The 20,570-nt window shown below is 50.5% G+C and carries 19 protein-coding genes; 12 read left to right on the top strand and 7 right to left on the bottom strand.

All coding sequences use genetic code 11. The annotated features are described in order from the left end of the window. The first annotated feature begins 27 nt into the window (after nucleotides 1-27). The 4 genes from LN737_RS31620 (at nucleotide 28) to LN737_RS31605 (ending at nucleotide 4,772) form a co-directional block, all read left to right on the top strand. Complete coding sequence (locus tag LN737_RS31620; protein WP_231780009.1) at nucleotides 28-1,014, top strand: xanthine dehydrogenase family protein subunit M; 987 nt, start codon at nucleotides 28-30, stop codon at nucleotides 1,012-1,014. A gap of 48 nt (nucleotides 1,015-1,062) precedes the next feature. Continuing rightward, nucleotides 1,063-3,399: a xanthine dehydrogenase family protein molybdopterin-binding subunit gene (locus LN737_RS31615; RefSeq protein WP_231780008.1), complete on the top strand. Its 2,337-nt coding sequence runs from the start codon at nucleotides 1,063-1,065 to the stop codon at nucleotides 3,397-3,399. A 72-nt stretch (nucleotides 3,400-3,471) separates the two neighbouring features. After that, nucleotides 3,472-4,131 carry a low temperature requirement protein A gene (locus LN737_RS31610; protein ID WP_231780007.1) on the top strand — a complete coding sequence of 220 codons (660 nt, stop codon included), beginning with the start codon at nucleotides 3,472-3,474 and terminating at the stop codon, nucleotides 4,129-4,131. Then, nucleotides 4,095-4,772 carry a hypothetical protein gene (locus LN737_RS31605; RefSeq protein ID WP_231780006.1) on the top strand — a complete coding sequence of 226 codons (678 nt, stop codon included), beginning with the start codon at nucleotides 4,095-4,097 and terminating at the stop codon, nucleotides 4,770-4,772. Before LN737_RS31610 ends, LN737_RS31605 begins: the two co-directional genes overlap by 37 nt. A 42-nt stretch (nucleotides 4,773-4,814) precedes the next feature. On the opposite strand, the gene LN737_RS31600 is transcribed toward LN737_RS31605, so the two are convergent. The 7 genes from LN737_RS31600 to LN737_RS31570 form a co-directional block, all read right to left on the bottom strand. Then, entirely contained in the window at nucleotides 4,815-6,188 is a 1,374-nt protein-coding gene (locus LN737_RS31600; protein WP_231780005.1) for a hypothetical protein, read from the bottom strand. A 219-nt stretch (nucleotides 6,189-6,407) separates the two neighbouring features. Beyond that, nucleotides 6,408-7,034 (bottom strand): TMEM175 family protein, encoded by a 627-nt coding sequence (locus LN737_RS31595; protein ID WP_231780004.1) that lies wholly within the window; start codon nucleotides 7,032-7,034, stop codon nucleotides 6,408-6,410. Nucleotides 7,035-7,055: 21 nt separating this feature from the next. Continuing rightward, entirely contained in the window at nucleotides 7,056-7,379 is a 324-nt protein-coding gene (locus tag LN737_RS31590) for a putative quinol monooxygenase (protein ID WP_231780003.1), read from the bottom strand. A gap of 110 nt (nucleotides 7,380-7,489) precedes the next feature. Further along, the gene (locus LN737_RS31585) at nucleotides 7,490-8,179 is read right to left on the bottom strand and encodes a type 1 glutamine amidotransferase domain-containing protein (RefSeq protein ID WP_231780002.1); all 690 of its coding nucleotides are present in this window, start codon (nucleotides 8,177-8,179) and stop codon (nucleotides 7,490-7,492) included. A 65-nt stretch (nucleotides 8,180-8,244) separates the two neighbouring features. Next, nucleotides 8,245-8,859, bottom strand: coding sequence for a DUF2490 domain-containing protein (locus LN737_RS31580; RefSeq protein WP_405520639.1), 615 nt, complete (start codon nucleotides 8,857-8,859; stop codon nucleotides 8,245-8,247). A 589-nt stretch (nucleotides 8,860-9,448) separates the two neighbouring features. Next, on the bottom strand, nucleotides 9,449-10,810 hold the full coding sequence (locus LN737_RS31575; protein WP_231780000.1) for a sigma-54 dependent transcriptional regulator: 1,362 nt from the start codon (nucleotides 10,808-10,810) through the stop codon (nucleotides 9,449-9,451). Nucleotides 10,811-10,835: 25 nt separating this feature from the next. Continuing rightward, nucleotides 10,836-14,054, bottom strand: a complete 3,219-nt coding sequence (locus LN737_RS31570) for a sigma-54-dependent Fis family transcriptional regulator (protein ID WP_231779999.1) — start codon at nucleotides 14,052-14,054, stop codon at nucleotides 10,836-10,838. A 307-nt stretch (nucleotides 14,055-14,361) separates the two neighbouring features. Between LN737_RS31570 and LN737_RS31565 the strand changes: the two genes are divergently transcribed. The 8 genes from LN737_RS31565 to LN737_RS31530 all read left to right on the top strand — a co-directional run bounded on the left by LN737_RS31565 (nucleotide 14,362) and on the right by LN737_RS31530 (nucleotide 20,515). Continuing rightward, nucleotides 14,362-16,677 (top strand): histidine kinase dimerization/phosphoacceptor domain -containing protein, encoded by a 2,316-nt coding sequence (locus tag LN737_RS31565; protein ID WP_231779998.1) that lies wholly within the window; start codon nucleotides 14,362-14,364, stop codon nucleotides 16,675-16,677. A gap of 565 nt (nucleotides 16,678-17,242) precedes the next feature. Then, nucleotides 17,243-17,443 carry a hypothetical protein gene (locus LN737_RS31560; RefSeq protein WP_405520637.1) on the top strand — a complete coding sequence of 67 codons (201 nt, stop codon included), beginning with the start codon at nucleotides 17,243-17,245 and terminating at the stop codon, nucleotides 17,441-17,443. 127 nt (nucleotides 17,444-17,570) lie between these two features. Then, entirely contained in the window at nucleotides 17,571-18,104 is a 534-nt protein-coding gene (locus tag LN737_RS31555; protein WP_405520635.1) for a DUF4468 domain-containing protein, read from the top strand. Nucleotides 18,105-18,125: 21 nt separating this feature from the next. Next, on the top strand, nucleotides 18,126-18,440 hold the full coding sequence (locus tag LN737_RS31550) for a hypothetical protein (RefSeq protein ID WP_231779995.1): 315 nt from the start codon (nucleotides 18,126-18,128) through the stop codon (nucleotides 18,438-18,440). 27 nt (nucleotides 18,441-18,467) lie between these two features. Beyond that, nucleotides 18,468-18,797, top strand: a complete 330-nt coding sequence (locus LN737_RS31545) for a hypothetical protein (RefSeq protein WP_231779994.1) — start codon at nucleotides 18,468-18,470, stop codon at nucleotides 18,795-18,797. A gap of 42 nt (nucleotides 18,798-18,839) precedes the next feature. Continuing rightward, complete coding sequence (locus tag LN737_RS31540) at nucleotides 18,840-19,703, top strand: 5'-nucleotidase, lipoprotein e(P4) family (protein ID WP_231779993.1); 864 nt, start codon at nucleotides 18,840-18,842, stop codon at nucleotides 19,701-19,703. Between the two features lie 2 nt (nucleotides 19,704-19,705). Next, nucleotides 19,706-20,011 (top strand): hypothetical protein, encoded by a 306-nt coding sequence (locus tag LN737_RS31535; protein ID WP_231779992.1) that lies wholly within the window; start codon nucleotides 19,706-19,708, stop codon nucleotides 20,009-20,011. Nucleotides 20,012-20,014: 3 nt separating this feature from the next. Next, nucleotides 20,015-20,515 carry a hypothetical protein gene (locus LN737_RS31530; RefSeq protein ID WP_231779991.1) on the top strand — a complete coding sequence of 167 codons (501 nt, stop codon included), beginning with the start codon at nucleotides 20,015-20,017 and terminating at the stop codon, nucleotides 20,513-20,515. Nucleotides 20,516-20,570 lie beyond the last annotated feature (55 nt).

Below are 20,570 nucleotides of genomic sequence, written 5' to 3'. Positions count from 1 at the left end.
ATGTGTCATCTTTAACGATAGCTACTCATGAATGATTTTCAGTATGCGAAAGCTGGTACGGCCAGAGACGCTACGGCCCTGATGAACGGCCAGCCACAGGCCGTGTACCTGGCTGGGGCGACTACACTGCTCGATTTGATGAAGGCCAATCTGGCCAGCCCTCCGCTGTTGATCGACATCAATAGTCTACCCTTTACGGGCATTGAGCAAACCCGGGACGGACTGCGCATAGGGGCCATGGAGCGGATGAATGCCGTAGGTGAAAATCCGTTTGTCGTCAGCCAGTTTCCGGCCGTGTCACAGTCGTTGCTGTTGGCGGCTTCTGCGCAATTGCGCAACATGGCCAGCATCGGTGGCAATTTGCTGCAACGCACCCGCTGCGGTTACTTCCGCGACCCTGCCTTTCCGTGTAACAAACGTATGCCCGGCACCGGCTGCCCTGCCCTTACCGGCGACAACCATAACATGGCCATTCTCGGCACCAGCGAAAGCTGTATCACGACCAGCTACCCCGGCGATCTGGCCGTGGCGCTATTGGCCTTTGATGCCGTGCTGATTCTGCAAAATCAAAAAGGCCAGCAACGCCGTGTGCCCATCAACGAGTTCTACCTGCTCCCCGGCGATACACCGCATCGTGAACATGTACTGGAAGCGGGCGAACTGATTGTCGCCGTAATCATTCCGGCGGCCAACCACGCCCGGCATTCGACCTATCTGAAAGTACGCGAGCGGACCAGCTATGCTTACGCCCTAGCGTCGGCTGCCGTGGGGCTCAATATACAAGGTGGCACCATTCACTCGGCTCGTGTAGCCCTGGGAGGGGTAGGTGCTCAGCCCTGGCGTAGCCCCGCAGCCGAGGAAGTGTTAACGGGGGCCCCCGCAAGCCTGGCTACCTTTCATGCCGCTGCTGCGGCCGCGCTCCGGACAGCCAAACCGCGCAGCGAAAATGCCTTTAAAGTAGACCTGGCTCAAAATACGCTGGTTCGCGCGCTCCAAACAGTGGCAAACGCCTAGGCGTCCCTTGCTCCGTGTCAACGACTTACTTTTTTACTTCTTAAGCGTATGGATCTTACTGAAAACCCCACTTTCGCTAATCAGCGCTCTTCATCAGACGTCGTGGGAAAACCTATGGTTCGTATCGATGGACGGGCCAAGGTGATGGGGGCGGCTACGTACTCGGCGGAGTATAATCAGCTACCGGGCTTAGTCCATGCTGTGTTCAAAACCAGCGACGTCGCCAAGGGACGCATCACCGGTTTCGACGACAGCGAAGCCAAACGGTTGCCGGGTGTGCTGGGTATATTGACGCACCTGAATATGCCACCGCTGGCGCAGACACCTGCTACGCCCGAAGGGAAAAAGAAAATTGCACTGGCTATGCAGATGAGCTTCACACCCATGCTGGCCGATCAGATTTTTTACGCCGGACAGCCAGTAGCCATCATCATTGCCGATACGCTGGAGCACGCCCAGCACGCGGCCGCGCTGCTCAAGGTGTCCATTGTGGCTGAACAACCGGTGGCCTCTTACCAGGATGCCAGAGCGGAGCTATTTGCCCCCAAAGACGGCGCAGCTGCCCAGGTACCAGCAAAGCGCGGGTATGCTCAGGAAGCCTTTTCCAAAGCCCCGGTCCAGTTGACACTTACCTGCCAGCACGTCACCAACCACCACAACCCCATGGAACCGGGGGCAACGATTGCCCACTGGGAGGCCGCTGACCGTGTAACCGTATACGATACCACGCAGGCCATAGCCTCAACGCACAAGGCGCTGTACGTGATGTTAGGCCTGCCCCCTGATAACGTACGGGTAGTCAATAAGTATCTCGGCGGGGGATTTGGCTGTAAACTTACGATGTGGCCACATACCGTATTGACGGTGCAGGCCGCCAAATTCGTGGGCCGACCCGTAAAGCTGGTGCTTACCCGTCCGCAGATGTTTACCAGCATGGGCCACCGCGAAGATCAGGAGCAAACGCTGCGTGTAGGTGCGACCAAAGAAGGCAAGTTGCTGGCCCTGCTGCACGAAAAAACGTCAACAACCTCGCCCTGGGACAACTACGCCGAAATGAACAGCAAAATCGTGGACATGCTCTACGCCTGTCCAACGTTTGAAGCCTCGGTAAAGCTGGCCAGAGCCAACGTCATGACGTCTACCTACATGCGTGGTCCCGGCGAGGCCCCCGGCTCATTTGCTATGGAGTGCGCCATGGATGATCTGGCTTACCGGGTAGGACTGGACCCCATTGCCATCCGACTGCTGAACCACGCCGACAAAGACCCCGGAACCGGTAAACCCTGGAGCAGCAAAAGTCTGAAGCAGTGCTACGAACGGGGTGCCGACTTATTCGGATGGAGCAAGCGTAACCCAAAAAACGGGGCTACTCGTCAGGGAAACAACCTGGTAGGCTGGGGTATGGCTTCCGGCTCGTATCCGGTACATGACGCCCAGGGCACCGCCCGCATACGGCTGTTTGCCGACGGCCACGCGCTGGTACAGGCCGGTGCTACTGACCTGGGTACAGGAACCTACACCATCATCACCCAGGTAGCGGCCGACTCACTCGGTATCCCTCCCGAAAAGGTGCACTTCGAACTGGGCGATAGTGCCTTGCCCACTACGGCCATGTCGGGTGGGTCGCGGGCTGCGGGTACCGTATCGTCCTCGGTATTCCTGGCCGCACAGGACGTGTGGCAGAAACTCATCAAAGTGGCTGTTACTGATCAGCATTCGCCCGTGTACAAAGCGAAGCCTGCTGATGTAGAGGCTGTGAACGGTCGGCTTCAACTGAAAACCGACTCGACCAAGGGGGAAGCCTTTACCACCCTGATGCAGCGCATCGGTCTGGACGATGTAGAGGGCGTCGCCACTGGTCATTACGGCAGCAGCTATGAGTCGCCCAAGGCCACGCTGAACACGCCCAACGCCAAAAAGGACGACGCGGCTGGCCACTCGATGCACTCCTTCAGTGCTCACTTCTGCGAGGTTCAGGTAGATACCGATCTGGGTACCGTGCACGTGACGCGCTGGGTGAGTGTCGTAGCCGCCGGGCGTATTCTCAATTCCCGGACGGCCCGCTCTCAAGTGATGGGTGGCAGTATTTTTGGCATTGGGGCTGCCCTGATGGAGGGCACCGTCTGTGACCCGCACCTGGCGCGCTACACCAACGCCAGTCTGGCGGATTACCATGTGTGTGTCAATGCGGATATTCCCGAGATGATCGTGGCATTCATTGATGAAGAGGACCGATATGTCAACGCTATGGGTGTAAAAGGTCTGGGCGAAGTATCCATCGTTGGTACCAGCGCAGCCGTCAGTAACGCCATTTTCCACGCCATCAGGGCATCGTTTGACCTCGCTGCCCATAACGCCGGACAAGGTGCTGAAAGCGTTGGGTAAAACGAAGTAAGTCCCTACGGTTTGCCGGTCATCTTCATCCGAACCGGTTTAGCTCAATGCCAACAACGTTTTATGGATCAGCTTTCAACCGAGACGGTGCCTCGCCTAAGAGCCGCCGATCCGCCGGGTCCACGCATACCGGCCCGAATAGAGTTGCTGACAGACCTGGCCTTTGTGGTTATCCTTGGGCACCTGGTCAGGCGCATACTCGCCGAACCCACCGTGGAAACGTTAGGGTACGTACTGTTACTACTGGTGCCGGTATGGTGGTTATGGTACGGACTGATGTTTTATGCCAACCGGTTCAGCGTGGACAAGGACCCGGTAGAGTTTCTATTTATCTCCGCGGAGTTGCTGGGGTTGTTAATAATGGCAGCCGCCATAGAAACCGCCTTATTGAGCGGCCGGACAACTCTACTCTTTATTAGCACCTACTCCGGATTACGTGTTTTGCTGCACCTTAAATACGTCCGTGCCCGGTATTATGTGCCGGTTGCGCGGCCTTTTATCGCTCACATACAGACCGGTGTCTATCTGGCGCTGGCCTGCTGGGTAGGGGCGGGTCTGGTACAAACGCCCACCAGCTACTATTTGTGGGGACTGGCGCTGGTCATTGAGCTACTCACCCCCTGGTGGCGGGCGGATTGGGTCTGCAAAGGCGTTTCCCACCGGATGCCCGCCACCTGCCGGGCCGGGTGGCCACATTTACAACCCTGGTGCTGGCTCAGATAGCTTCCTGTATCGTGCTGGAGTTATATGAGGCAGGTATTCGGTTGGATAGCGTTGGCCGGACGCTGCTGGCTGGCATAACCCTGTTGGGCCTCTGGGCTTCTTACTTCGATTATGTTTACTATACCCCGGTGCGGGCCCTGAGTGAACAGCACCGCACCGGGCCGTTCTGGGTCTGGCTCTATCTTCATCTGCCCCTCACATTGCTTCTGCTATTGAGCGGGGTAGGTCTGGGACTGGCGGTAAACCCAAAACCCGACCTGACCCTCACCAATGGGTTAGTTGGGATCGGAGTGGGTGGCAGTTATGTAATCACTGGCATTCTGGCGATGGTTAATCAGTGGGCCAGAAAGCAAGCACAGCCCGGTGCAAGGCAGAAAATGATCATTCGGATAACCGTGGGAATTAGTTTAGTACTGGCGGCACCGTGGGTATCTCCGTCGCTACTGCTGCCACTTTGTGCGGCAACCAGCCTGCTACTCGTACTGACGGACCAGTTAGGAGCCTTTGTTCCGGTCGATACCCCACCGGTAATAGCATCCGGTTTTGCTCGTAGCGCGTCAAATCAAAGGCTAACGTTTTCCATTGAGACAACGGCTCATGACGATGACAAACCAGATGCTACGTTGCCGGACCAAGGATAAGTTGAGGAATAAAGCAGACCGAGCGGCATCCATTCCGGGGGCTTAATGATTTGTATCTCCGGGCACTTCCGGGTAGCCGGGTTCGTCCAGAAACTGAGCGGACACACTATCGCCCAGGTGCTTCCAGTCCTGAAGTATCCAGACTACCTTTTTGTCGGGGGTAATTTCAATTGCCTGCGGTATACGGGCATCACAAAAGCGCGTGAACATCACCGTATTGCCATTGGATAACCGCTCACATGTCTGCGTTGCGGTTATTTTGCCGGCATTGGGGGCCAGCTTGTTGAGTTGGTCCTGGATGTCGGCAATGGAAGCCTGCCAGACAACCTCACCCGCCCGGTTTATCTCGACCGAAGTCGTGGCATTTTCCCGTTGGAAAAGGTAGTTACCATTTTTAAGCGGAACCCCACCCCACATAGACCCCGGGTCGTACGTCCAGATCAGGTTGAAATTCTTATCATATTCATAAAACGTATGGCTTCCCAGAGTGCCCGCCACGTAGGTACCCTTACTGGTCATGCGGAAACGTCGGCACTGCCCATGCGGGCCTTTCCCCAACTCCCTCAGCTCTTTTTCTATCTCGTATTTTCCGGTGACTTTGTTATATAGTTTGACAATGGCCACATCGCTCTGGTTCTGGAGAAAAAGCACTTTATCTACGCCAATTGGCTGGCAGGTGTGGATTTCGGTGCCTTTTGGACTGTCATAACGCCACACAATTTCTTTTCGGGGGGTTATTTCCTCAATGTACTTCATGTGCGCATGGAGGATGTTTCCATTGGACAGCAGCCAGATTTCATCATCTTCCCAATCATTTTCAGTGTCGTAGTGCCAGACTAGTTTTCCGCCGACAACCAGGCAGATGCGTCGGTGATTTTCGCCGATGTAGATGAAGTTGTGACGGCCTAGCTGACCTCCAATCAGGTCTGGTATGACGGCGGTATCCGCACAGGTTGGCGTGGGGGGCGATTCGTGTAGTCCCCGTTCCGGAATGCCGGGGTCGGTGAACAAGTGTAGTATGTTACGCAACGGGTACTGGGATTTCATTTTAGCCTCGATGCGAAGCCCGGTACCCGCCGAAACGGTCCGTTTTACCGTAATGAAGTTATTCCGGGAGAACGTTACCACCTTTTCTCTAAGCCCGGTCCATTTTTTGGCCGGCATTTCGAGGACGAAAATGCCCTTGGCATTGGACCGCGTTGTGACCCCACCCGCCGAAACGCTGACCGAATCGATCAGCCTGCCATTTACTGCATCGGAAACCACACCCGTAATGACGGTTTTCAGGCTGTCTTTAGGTTTCTGCGCCAGGCTGGTGGTGGCGAGTGCCGGACCGATCACAAAGGCCACAAAGAATAGCCAAACCGTTGGGTCGGAACAGTTACGCAGGAAAAAGCAACTGGTAAAATTCGTCATGAGTCGATTCAGGGCATGCGATGGGTGGCTACATGGGACAGTATGATCAGGTGTCAACATGCTTACCGATCTGATGCCATTACGTCGATGAAGCCGCAACGCCCTCTTTTCTAACCATTTCACTGGCCCACATGTCCTGCTTTTACTGGAGCGGTCCATCATCAGGGGCTTTCCTGGTTCGGATTTTCGTTTTCGGTCTGATTTCTGGTAACTGATTTCTCAACCGTTGCCGGGGCACCTGTTGGTGTTTGAGTGGTAAGCAAAACATACGACAATTGACCCAGAAGAAACAGGACCAGACTCACCATCGTATTCAGGTATGATGCGGCCAGGGCCACGAAAAAGAACCCCACCTGAATAATCATTCTTTTTTATAATAGCCACGATGCGATTATCGAGTTTTGGATCGATCAGGCGATGATTGTGCGTGGCATACCACCACTGAGCGTAGAAGGCCAGCAGCACGGCAATTAAATTACTGCCATAGACTAAAACGGAAAATTGACTTAACTTTTTTTCGCTAAGCAGGGACGCCGAAAAAGGAATTAGGGCAACAAACAGGAGCAGGACAATATTGAGCCACAAATGCATACGGGTAGTATGCTTTATAAAATAAAATTGCGAGTGATGCCCCGTCCAATAGATACCCAGGATAAGAAAACTGATGATATAGGGAAAAAGCTTATCGAGTATAGGCCGAAACTGTTCCCAAAATACCTGTCCCTGACCGGCAGACTCCTTCACGTCCAGCACCAGTAACGTCATGGCGATGCCAAACACACCGTCGGTTAGTGCTTTGATCCGGTCGGTTTTAAACCCTTTCTTTTGGTCGTCTGACTGGTCCATCAGTTTAACGCGGCTACAAGCCTACTTTCCCAACATAAAGTCACTGAGATCCAATTCTCTTACCTGATTTACGGTTCTGGCTTCCAGCAAGGGGACTATCTGGCCGACCAGAATTTGCTTAAAATAGTCGGAATTGCGGTGCGCATCCAACGCTACGGCATCTTGGTAACCCTCAATCAAATACAGCGTATTGGGTTCTGTAAAGCTTTGATAAACAGTGTAAAAGAGGTTTCCCTCCTCTTCTTTACTTTTCATGGCCACTTCAGCCAGCAGCCGCAGCACCGTTTCAAGCTGGCCTTCTTTTGCCTGCCATTCGGCAATCGTATTCATTGCAACGGTATTCATATCCTTACCTGGTTAGTTGTTACAGCTTCGTCGGCAATCGCCTTTCAGACTGACTTATTTCAACCAGCCTTCATCTTAGGGATGAAGGCTGGTCTGTTACACGCCTATGCTTAGGCATTTTCTAAAACATTGACGGACTCCAAAATAGCAATTACCTTTTCGGCTACACCTTGAGCGGAAGCTGGATTTTGCCCGGTTACCAATCGTCCGTCCGTGATAGAATGGGGTTGCCATGGTGCAACAGCACTATAATTGGCTCCGCGCTCTTTTAATAAGTCTTCCAACTCAAACGGAACATCGTCTTTGGCATAGCCCGCTTCCTCGGCCGCGCTGAAACCCGTTACATGTTTGCCCGTAACCAGATAGGAACCGTCTCTCAGCTTAACATTACCTAGCGATACGGGTCCGTGGCATACCGCACTCACCACTTTGCCGCTGTCATAGAACGAAGCCAGAATTTTCTGCACTGGTGGATTGTCCGTCATATCAACGACCGGTCCCAGGCCACCTGGAACGAACACGGCATCATATCCGTCAATCGATAAATTGGCAATGCTTTTGGTATTTTTCATTTTGGCAAGTCCCTCATCGTTTAGAAATGCCTGATTGATCGGATCGTCTAATTCTACCAAATCGATTGGCGCTTCTCCGCCTTTGACACTGTAAATGTCAATATCATACCCTTGCTTTTTAAACGCTTCATAGGGATGGGCCAACTCGGTAAGCAAACTTCCGGTTTTACGATTTTTTGGACCAATGAGCCCTGCACTTGTTACCATGAAGAGAATTTTCTTTTTCATAGAATTAACGTGTTAGACATGGATGAAAAATTAAACTGACTTGATAAAGACTTCCCCAAAAACGCTTATTGGTTTCGGGCTGAATTCAGGCAGTCAACCGGGGTAAACCTTAGTTCAGCAGCACGGCCGATCGAATTAAAAAAGACAGTCGAATTGCCGTCAACTCTGTCCCACTGCTTCGTATACAACAGGTCGCAAGAAATCCTTGATTTTATCGTGACTAAAACGCCCAGTCCGGTTCGGTTTCTTGTCATCGTTTTGTCGGCAAAATAGAACCAGGTTTCTTCATACAAGTAGGGGCTGAATTTTACCCGCTGACCGGTCAGTTCACGAAATATTCGGAGTCTATTTCGATCAAAGTGGTAACTATCATGAATCGACCTGAACCGATTCCAGATAAGGTTTTGGTTGTCAATCAGTAACTTACTGACGCGGAACCTAAGGGTAATGCCGTTCAGCAAGGTAGATTCGTTGTTTTCCTGGCCTGGAAGGGACAAGAACATATATCCCAGATTAATATCCAGCCAACGAGTAGCTTTTACCGTTGATTGAACATACAGCAAGCCAACGGCAAGCTGCGGATTCCAGCCCGGTTGCAACCCAAAAATGGTTGAGTCGGCAGTTGTGTATTTCGCCGACGACAGTAACCATATGGCATACGATTCCGGTGACTGTGCCAAACAGTTACCACCCCGAAAAATGCCCCCGGTTATTGTAATCGATACAAAAAGGAACAGGTGCCATTTCATCTTGTCTATACAGCTTACGGCTGATTTTTGTCAATAAAGAGACCCCCAAAGAGTCATTCAAAGCCAAACGCTATACCATATACGCATAACGACATAGGGTGCCATCAAGGGCCAAGAATCATGACAGATTATCGCAGTGGGGTATACTAGAAATTCATGTACTAAAAGCCCTGCCGATACAAGCTATGTACAGAGTTGATTGGGTATCTTAACCTCTTTTCTAGCACCAGTCTGCGCGCTGGTGGTAGAAAAAAATAGATGAAATGCTCCGGTAACGGTGGAGAGAATCTTTGCCTTTTTCATACCCGTTTTTGACGAAAGCGTTGAAACCATTCTTGGCCCTTCAGGCAGATCAACCTGACCAAAATATAGTTAATCAAACCACATGCCAAAGAGCCAAAATACTGATATTCAATGAGTTAACTTCTATTTTTGATGATAAAAAACGACGATATAGCGTTGAAAAGACAACAACAGCGAAATACCGTGTAAGGAGCAGGTTGTAATGACTCGATTGTAGCTAGATACCCAGCTTTTTCATTCTGGATTTAAGCGTTGAGGCATTGATTTCCAGTAACTCAGCGGCTCCGCCGGGACCATATATTTTCCAGTTGCATTGCCGAAGGGCAGCCAGGATATGGTCCCGTTCGTTCTCCGTTATGGTTTTGACCTTCTGATCATGGTCGTTGCCTTTAGCCAGTTGACTGCTCGACATCTGGACTTCCCTAATCACATCTCCCTGACACAGCAGAATAGCCCGGGTGATCAGGTTCTCCAGTTCCCGCACATTGCCGGGCCAGTGATACTCAATCAGCATTTTTTTTACGTCGTCGGAAAAACCCTTGATCGGTTTGTTAAGCCGAACCGTCTGAACGTCCAGAAAATGCGTTGCCAGTGGAATAATATCGGCCTTTCGCTCCCGCAACGGGGGTATATATACGGGGAAAACATTCAGTCTATAATAGAGATCCAGCCGAAATTTTCCGTATGCCATCTCTTCTTCCAGATTACGGTTTGTGGCGGCAATGATTCGGATATCGACTTTCTTTCGTTTACCACCAATGGGTTCTATCTCCATTTCCTGTAAGACGCGCAGAAATTTCACCTGCAGATCGAGGGGGAGTTCGCCGATCTCATCCAGAAACAGCGTGCCACCGTTCGCCTGTTCAAACTTGCCAATGCGTTTGTCAATAGCCCCTGTAAACGCGCCTTTTTCGTGGCCAAACAACTCGGCTTCAACTAAATTGGTTGGCAGGGCTGCACAGTCCACCACCACAAATCGGTTACTGTGGCGTTGGGAGAGTTCGTGGATAGAATGGGCAATCAACTCTTTGCCGGTGCCGCTCTCACCCAGTAGTAACACGGGAACGTTTGTACCGGCAACGGTTTCAACATTCTTCAACACAGCCTGAATGGGCTCGCTGGTACCCACAATCTTTTTAAACTCCCGGTCACGGGTCGTTGTGACGTCTGAATTTTTCTGTCTGGCGGTGCTTTCCTTCACAATTGCCTTCTGGCTATGGTGGTACCAGGCGATATCCAGCATAGCGAGCACATCGCGCTCCCGAAACGGTTTAATCAGGAAACCATACGGTCCCGTCATCTTGGCGGCCGTGAAAACACTTTTATCGGAATTGGCAGACAGATAGACAAAGGCAATTCCCCTGGCTTTAAGAATATGGGCTAAGTCGATGCCTGTCCGATCCCCTTTGAGAAATATATCCAACAACACAAGATCCGGCACCTGCCTGTCAATGATATCCAGCGCATCGTCAACGGACCGGGCAATGGGCAAGACGTGGTAATCAGCCTTTAAAAGAATAAGTTTAAGGTTGTTGGCTTCAATAAATTGATCCTCAACGATTAATAGGGTGTCCTGCATAAAATTGACTGGCTGAACGCTTGCACTAAGAACGTATTTCTTGTTTTCCGAGATTCAGTTTCTTCATTTTTGAATGAAGCGTACTAGGTGGAATACCTAATAGCGTGGCGGCTCCATTCTGCCCGTGAATCTTCCCATTACACAGTTTAATGATCCGCAGAATATGAGCCCGTTCGTTTTCATGAAGCGTTGTAATTTTTTTATCGGGAAACAGTCGTTGCTCTTGTAACGCTGGATTCGTTTTTGGAATATCCACGATCTTTAACGTATCCCCTTTGGTCAGCAACACACTCCGTTCGATGAGGTGTTCCAGCTCCCGAATATTACCAGGCCAGTGGTAGCGCTGCATGTCCCGAAGGACACTACTGGTTAATGACTTTATCTCCTTGCCAACCCTGGTTGCATATTTGCTGATAAAATGGCTGGCCAGCAAGGGAATATCTATGATTCGGTCGCGTAAAGGCGGCAACCGAATCGGGAAAATATTGATCCGGTAATACAGGTCACTTCGGAAATTTCCCAGCGCCACTTCCTTTTCGAGGTTTCGATTTGTGGCTACAATAATCCGAACATCAACTTTAATCGTTGATTTTCCGCCAATCCGTTCGATCTCTTTTTCCTGCAGGACCCGGAGGAGCTTCGTCTGTAACTCCAGGGGCATTTCACCGATCTCATCCAAAAACAAGGTACCCTGGTTTGCCAGCTCAAACTTCCCGATACGTTTTTCCAGGGCACCGGTAAATGCCCCTTTCTCATGCCCGAATAATTCCGATTCGACTAGGTTGGCGGGTAAGGCCGCACAATTTACTTTCACCATCAGCTTCGACTTTCGGGGCGAATTATCGTAGACAGAACGCGCAACGAGTTCTTTGCCGGTCCCCGTTTCGCCCAAAATCAACACGGTGCTCTCGGTGTAGGCTACCTGCTGAATCAGCTTGAGAACGGCCTGCATGCCAGCACTCTCCCCAATCATGTCTGACTTATTCGCGGGTAAATCCAACGCGTTCAGTAACTGAATTTTCTCATCCTCCAATCGTTCGGTGTAGTTCCTGATTTCTGCCAGTTGCTCCGAAATACGATCCGTCGTGATTATGTTGGATGCCATAGTGGCAAGTTGAGAACAAATGCTGAGAAACAATTCCTCTTTCTCCCGAACCAGATGGTTATGCCGGGTAAAGAAGGTTAGTACACCAATGACTTCGTTCCCAACCCGGAGCGCACTGCCGCCCATGTCAATCAGTTGATTGGCAGTGGCTTCTTGTGAGAAACAAGCATGATCAGGATAGGCAGAGCGCAGGGCAGCTGCCTTGTAATAGCTGACGCCATCTTTAGCAATCAGGGCATCATAGATGCCATCGTCGTTTTTGAACTGCCCGTCTGTATCTGACTGAAAGCAGGGATGGTTTATGCGCAGAGACGCCTGATCGAACAGGACGAGCGACCGATAGCGAAAATCGGGCGTTACCGACCAGAGCTGAAAGTCATCTATGCCGAAAAGGTCCATCAAATGCTCTTTAATGGTTTTAGCCAGTTTTGCCCGATCCTGAGTAGAGGCAATGGTGTTGCTAAATTGTATAAATCGATTCTTTTCTTTTTCCCGACGCTCGTATTTTACATTGATCATGATGTTTTGAACCGATACCGACAACTGACTGGCAATATCCTTGATCAGCCGGAGGGTACTGGTCGGAATCATACGGTCGTGGTCGAACGAAAGTACCCAAAAGCCAAAAGTTTCATTTGCTCTGACAAATTTGGTCATCACAACCTGCCGGATACCACTATCATAATTTATGGTTAAATAATCGGGTAAGGGACGCTGACGACTTTGATGGTCCAGGTTAAAAACCAGGGGTTCATCACTCAGCAAGACCTTGTCCATAAATCCATCGTTGAGGGCAAAACTACTGGATACCACCCGGGAATAGTCCGCATGATGCCGACTAATAGAATGGTAGTCAAGCATGTAGGCGCTGGCGGTCGCTTGATCGCTGTTGATGGCGGACATACTTGTATGGGTAAATCCAATGACATCTTTAAGGCTTTTTTTTATTACTTCCAGCAGTTCATCGTTGTTGCGTACTGAAGCGATCAGGGCGCCTGCCTGGATGATTATATCCTGCTGGGCCATTCGCTTACGGATTTGTTCCTGATCAATCAGCCTAAAGATGACGCAGGAAAACTGGTGTAAAAACTGCCCGGCCGCTGGGGAATCCAGGTCCGTAATGGCGTTGGTATGCGTGTAATTTAAAAACAGAAATCCGAAATTTTTGCCGTCAGCGTCAAGTGGATACACGGCTTTCTGCTTAATTCCGCGGCTCAGTTCTGCTTGTAAATGTGCCGCCTCATGCCCCACTGTAGTCAGGGTGTCCAGGCCGAAAAGCGTCAGTTTTTTATCGGCCAGGGCTGTTCCGTAACACGCAGTATATGCTGTGTATGGCTCCGCATAGACGTCCTCGGTGAGGGTGGGTGAAATCGATCCTGACTCGTTGATGACCATCAAACAGCACCGTGTCTCCCCATCGTTTTGTAGGACAACCTGGCAGGAAGCAGCCCCCAGGTATGGCAAGATCTTTTCCTCAACGATCCGGTGCAGATCAGTGAACGTCCCGGCATTCGTCAGCGCACAGCTTACGCTGAACAGGTTGACGAGTTGGGCATTCTTTCCCAGCGCCAACATGCGCTCTTCGGCGAGCAGATGAATGACTGCCATATTGATGTTGATGGCTACCAACTTTAGCCAGTCCATAAAGTCTGGCAGCAATTGGGATTCCTTCTCAAAGAGCAGGAAAAGATTGCCAATGAAATCGTTGTTTTCCCGTAAAGAAAAGCTCAGCATCCTGGAACCCGGCGCAGGTGCGTTACAGAGATATTTCCCGACGAATGAACGATGCCTGTCAACGTCGGTATTGAACTCCTTATAGCCCGACAGATCAGGGCTGTCGTCCATAAAAATCTCGGCGATGGAGAGTTCTTTCAGGTTTATTTGCGGAGAAAAAACGGCATATTCCTGTACCCGATCCGTTGTATGCAGCAGGTTATATAATTGAGTTGTATGCAGCAGGTTATATAATTGATTGGTATCGGAATCCAGTATATAAAGAGCCGCCTGTATATAGCCAATCTCCGGTTGAAGTATGGTGCTGAAAAATCTTATGAGATCGGCCCTACGCTTAATGGATAGCAATTCTGTAGCCACTTTTTGAAGCCGTTCCGTGGAGTGTGAATCACGTAGTAAAACCATAATTGAGTGAGTTCAGCGGTTGAACGCGATCAGAAAGCCTGATTTTTGATAAAGCGGATAGTAAAAATCAAGCCAAATCATAAAAGATTGACTTACTGTGTATTATCAAAATATACAACTCGAATTATCGCGATATATAGCGGGAAATGGAAAAACGATCACGAAATATCATGATTACCAAAATTCGGCAGAACCACTACCTATAAAGTCAGGCTTACCCAATTGACAAGTATTTGTAAATCAATAGCTTTGTAATAGATTCTGCTGCGAAACCCGACGCCTGATTTAAAAAAAACTCAACGTAATCATGTTAGCATCACCTGCTCTTCCTGCTTCCCAGTCTTTCCCTGGTTGGCTGCCGCTCCTGGTAATAATCGGCTGGTTGGTACCGGAATTTGGTCATGGTCAGTTTTATATGCCCCTACCGATCGTTCCGGAAAATAAGCTGGCTCCATTGCAGGCTCTTGTTCGGGAACCGTCCACGTCGCTTCATACCCGTAACCAGACTTTAATCGATCTGGCGAATCTGTATTATAACAAACCGCTAAAGCGATACAAAGACCTGGATAAAGCAGCCGTGTACGCCCGCCGGGTCGACGCAACGGATGGTTCAGGCCAAAGTCAGGCACTGAAGCAGCAGGCCATCACTCTGCTGGCACTCGTAGCCATTGACAAGAACGAGTTCAGTCGGGCCGAAAAGCTGCTGGAGCAGCTTAATGGTCGTCTCAACGTGGATTTACGCTTGCGTTTAGCCTATGCGTACTGTGAAGCGGACAAGGATTTTAAACAGAATGACTGGTCGAAAGCCATCAACCTGGCCAGACAGGTTGTTGATTCGAGTGCAAACAAGCACGACGTTATCCGTGAGATACTGGGTAGTCAACTCATTGCTCTGGTCCATGCTAAACAGCAGGACCCTTCCGCCGAAAACGAGCTGCTCACCATTGCCGAACGTTTAAAAAAAGCAGGCAGCGCCTATTTCCCCAGTACGTATGCGGCCTTGAGTGAATACAACTACTACCTGGGCGATCAATCACAGGCACTTGCCTACTCATTGCTGGCCGTCAAAGCAATGGCCACCACCAAAAACTACAGTATGGCCGGCGACATTTATGCCAATCATGCCATGATGTGGACCGATAACGACGATCATGACAAAGCCGTCTCGTTTATCCAGCTGGCTATCAAATATTATTCACAGCGGGCTGGCCGCTACAATCTGTCTGATCCGGTATTCCTCTTTAACACGGAATATATCTATGGCAAGACCAGCAATTATGAAGAAGATTTGAGGACAATGAAAAAGCTGCTCGCCAGCGTTCCCCCTCAAACCATCTCCGACCATATTTATCATGATGTGATTATGGGTTGCATTTACCGCCGTATGAAAAAATACGAGAGGTGTGAGGTTTACTACAAACGGGCCTACGCGATCAGTAAAAAACATGGTCTGCATCTTTACCGCACGACGGCATCCTTGGGGCAGTTATATACTGATTCCAAACAGTTTGAGAAGGCAAGGCCATTTTTATATGAAGTCCTTCAATTCCCGAAAACTCTTCACGATAATAGTGTCAACAGGCACCTCCATTATATGACCTTTTTAACCGATTCGGCTACAGGGCATTATCAGGAGGCAATCAAACAATTGAGTCTTGCGAGTAGCATGAGCTATTTCAATCTAACCCGTTCCCGAGAAAGCGAAGTACAACGACTTCGTATCGCCTTTGAAGCACAGCAGAAAGAAGATGAAATCAATATCAAAAATCAGAATATCCGACTGTTAAACCAGAATGCCAGTATCCAGGAAGAGCGGCTTCGCAATGCCAACCTGAATATGGGCATGGCAGGCATCATCGTCCTGTTTTTAGTTGTCAGTTCGGCATTGATTTTTTCAAAATACCAACAAAACAGGCAAAACAGTCAAGCCATCGAACAAAAGAATACAATCATTACGGAGAAAAACCAGATCCTGGAACACTTACTCGATGAGAAGGAATGGCTACTGAAAGAAGTCCATCATCGGGTCAAAAATAATTTGCACACGATATTCTGCCTGCTCGAAAGCCAGGGCACGTTCCTGGGCAGTGATGCACTGAAGGTCTTGGAAACGAGTCAGCACCGAATTTATGCCATGTCGTTGATCCACCAGAAGCTTTATCAATCCGACGACATCACCACCGTCGATATGAAAAGCTATTTAGCGGAGTTCCTCCTCTTTCTGGCCGAAAGTTTTGACCACTCCGATCGAATCAGGATTGTACAGGAAATAGATTCGGTAAAGATGCCCAGTACGCAGGCAGTTCCTTTGGCCCTAATCATCAATGAAAGTGTAACGAATGCCTTTAAACATGCGTTTCCGGGAAACCTTAAGGGAGTTATACAGGTAAAACTTCACCAGCTAGACAACAAGTTGCTGTTAACTGTTGAAGACAATGGCATTGGCTGGAATGAAAGCGTTTATAACTATCAAAAATCGTTAGGTATTCAACTCATGAAGGGTCTAAGCGAAGAGTTGGGCGCCCGGATTTATTTTGACAATCAGGAAGGAACAAGGATTTCACTTGTGATGAACTATAAACTTAAAGAGGAAGAAAAAATTCAAAATGGATTGTTTGTGTAGTTGACACTTCAGTAACAGGGGGTTTTGCCTGATTAAGGCGACTTCACATATTGTAGAGTCATAGCAGTATAAAAATCATACTCAAATAAAGCTTGGCCAAATCAGCGCTTATTATAACTCAGGGAGACAGCCAGCCCTTTTTCTTAAAAGTCATAAATCGTTCATGAAAAGGTTATTTAACTGTACTTGTTTGTCCTATAATATGCTATCAATGAATGATTTGTGGCGATTAAAGCATAAACTAAAAATTTTCAGAAAAACCTCCGATTGCGACCAGTGCTGCCCAGCATGCATGTGAATGGGGAATGAAACTAAAATTTTATTCCCTAGCTTCGGCCATCCGATTCCAACCAACTGTCCCGATTAAATCAGTAACCTGAAAAGCCGCGCCAATAGGACCTGGACGCGGCTTTTTGATTCAGGATAGTGTACCGACTAAATCACCGGTTTATACAAAAAAAATCGTTAGCCAGCTGGCGCTGTTTCTCTTTTACATTGGCCGACTTTATGCATCGCTCATTGCAAAGTGACGTTACAAGTCGCCGATATAACCATTTGAGTGCTGATGACAAATGGTCATGATTTTGCCCGCTGCCCGCTCAGCCAATTCTTTACGTTCACTGGGAGAGCCGGATACCGCAAACAAGGCTACCTTGTACGAAACGGCTCAAAGGTAGCGGGGCCAACCCAGGAGCGCAAACCGGTACGCAACCGATTCATCGCCCGCTACCGACGACTGCTTTTCCCAAATGCGGCATTCAGGTAGTTTTTGTTGGAAGTACCGGGCCGGTTTAGCCAGTTTTGACCCGTCGGAACGAACCAGACGCCTGTCAACGCGCCTGTTCGGCGGGCAACACTCCATTCTCTGCTTGACCAGTAAACACCTCATACCAATGAAAAATCTACGCATCACGGGGTTAGCCACCTGCTTCATGCTTTCGTCGTTTGCGCTGGCAACTCCGCCCGCAAAATCGCTTTCATTAGTCACGTCAATTAAACCAATCATGACAAATTTAGGGGAATCCTACACCGACGTTGTGGACTGTGGCAATGCGTCGCAACTCGATTTATTCCGTAGGGCCAGATTGTGGCTCGTGCAGGCCGCGGCCGATGAATCGCTCTTGCTCAGCGACCCACAAACCGGCGATCTGGCGGGCTGCCTGAGGCCGATGATAATCCTCCCCCGTTCGGCATCTTCGGCGGGTAGCCTCCATCGCTACCGCTGTCTGCTGGTGATTGAGTGCGCTAACCGGAAATACCGGGCCACCATCACCCGCATTGACCTCGACGACAACGGCAGGATGCAGCCCATTTCGCCCCAGACCTACCGCCAGAAGGCTCCCGAAGTGTATGCCGAACTCGATAAGCAGTTGAAAGGGTTTTTGGCTTCATTGCAGCAGGATGTGAAAGGGTATAAGCCGTTTTAATGCCTCAACTACGCTATACTCATGAATACCTATCTGTTAAGTCTGGTTGCAATAAGCCTTGCGCTGGGTTCCTGGCTATGCGTTCGGCTGGGCTACAGCTTTCTGCCGCCGTCGTGGGATGATAAGCCGTTCTGGATTGGCTTCCTGCTGTACATCGCTGCGATGATTGTTTCGGGAGTAGCCGTCATCCGGGCGTTTGGGTACGCTGGCTTAACCACGACGGCCTGGTGGCAGGGTTTACTGGCTGTGCTGCTGGCGCTGGCGGCTGGGCTCATGGCTTTGTTAGCCTTTGTGTTCATCTACGGCGAGGGGATGCAGGGTTATTCGGATCGCTGATGCTTACCTTCCCATACACTTATCACCGTGATTGACGACATTTTCTCCCCTGGCCACGCCTACAAAATTACTTTTAGCTGCTACGAAGTACGCATGAGCCACTGGATTGAGCAGCCGCACCTGATTCGGGTGGGCGACGACGCTACGCTATTCAGCCTGAACGGTGATGCCTGGTCAACCTTTACCGTGAACTGGTTGGACGACCAGACCGTCGCGATGCGGGTCGCTAAGTATCCGGGCCGTGTTTCCTGCGCGCTGGTGCTGAATGCCGCTACCGATCAGGGTACGGCCACCAACCCGTTTCGGTCGTTCTCGGGTACGCTCCGGGAAGTGAGCGACTGGGTGCTGAATTTATAACCATTACCTCCTTTCAAAAGAACTATCTTAACAACCAATCCCATGAACAAAACCTTCCTCTTCCTCCTGCTTGCCGGTAACGTGGCCTTTTCGGCGTATGGCCAATACGCCCTACCAACGACGGTGACGCACAAGAGCACCTCGCGCAGCATCACCACCCTGGATTACAGCCTGAACGCCGTGCTCTGGCAGCAACGCTCGGGCGAGTATCGCGCCCTGTGCTACCAGGCGTTTGCGCTGGCCAAACTGCAACTGGCCGAGACGTTACGTCAAAATCCCAAACCGACTAAATCACTGGCCATTATTACCGATATTGACGAAAGCATCTTAGACAACAGCCCCCAGCAGGCGCAGGACCTGCTGAACCACACGACCTACAGCGAGAAAAGCTGGAAAGCCTGGACGGCTCAGGCCCGCGCCAAGCCCCTGCCCGGTGCGGTTGAGTTCTTTCAGTACGCAGTTCAGAACGGCGTGCAGGTTTTTTACATCAGCAACCGCAGCCAGGACGAACTACCGGCTACCATCCAAAACATGCTGACGGCCGGTTTTCCGCAGGCCGACACCCGGCACGTCATCATGAAAGGCGAAACGGCGGATAAGGAGCCGCGTCGGCAGGCGGTGGGCCAGACGCACGAGATTGTGATGCTGGTGGGCGACAACCTGAACGATTTCGACCGAATGTTCTACAAGCAGGACGCTGACCAGCGCTGCCGACTCGTGGCCGACCAGCACGAACAGTTCGGCACCCGGTTCATCATTCTACCCAATGCGATCTACGGCGACTGGGAATCCGCACTCTGGAACGGCCAGGTCCTCACGCCCGCCGAGGCCGACAACCGCAAGCACAATGCCCTGCAAGGCTACACACCCAGCCTGACGGCCGACGAACCGACTTCCCATAAATAGCCATGAAATTTTACGACTGGAACCTCTACGCACTAGGGTTAACAGTAGGGTCGCTGGTGGTGACTCGACTGACGTATTCGCTGCTACCGGACTCGTGGCAGGGGCTATTCGTCTTCGGTGCATTGATTTTGTATGCACTGGCCTATCCGGTCCTCGGCGGGGCCATCTGGTTCGCCGTTCAGGGGAACGCCATCTGGTGGAAAAGCCTACTGCTGGTGGGTGTAACATTCGTGCAGACCAACATAACGCTGCTGGCGTATCTGTTTCTGATGGCTGAACAGTATAACGGCTCCCTAAACAATCGCTGACGTATGCGCTATACCACCATCTACGATCTCCAGACTCAGCCGGTCATGGACTGGCGGTCGCTGGTGCTGCCTTTTGGCTTAGCCATTGCGGCAGCTTTCATGGCCTATTACACCCGTGCGGGCTTTCACCGATCCGTGGCCCTTGTCTTCGCTGTTTCATTCGTTGTTTTGCCCGTTGGCATTCAGGCGTTCAACTATTACTACTTAACTTCCAGACCTATGAAGGTGGTAGAAGGTAGCGTTTGGGGTTACTGGCGTAAGGATTGGACAACTCGTCACGACGGTAAAAATATACATCACAGCCAGGAAGCGTTTCGCGTAGGCACGACCGAGTTCTGGTATAACCGCAGCCAAACAGCCGGTTTTACCAACGTTGAGCCGGTCGAGTATCCCATCCGCGACGGCCTGCCTGTGCGGATTCACTACGCGAGCGTCCGGCAGATTGATAGTGACGAGATAATCAACATGATCGCTAAACTGGAAGTAGTTGCTGAAGGGGCTTAAGAAGCGGTTCGAGCCAGCCCATCGTTGCGTAGCACCAAAGAATAGAACGAAGTAG

Source organism: Spirosoma sp. KNUC1025 (genome assembly GCF_045160025.1).
In the GTDB taxonomy this organism is placed as follows: domain Bacteria; phylum Bacteroidota; class Bacteroidia; order Cytophagales; family Spirosomataceae; genus Spirosoma.
This window is presented reverse-complemented; position numbering and strand designations above follow the sequence as displayed.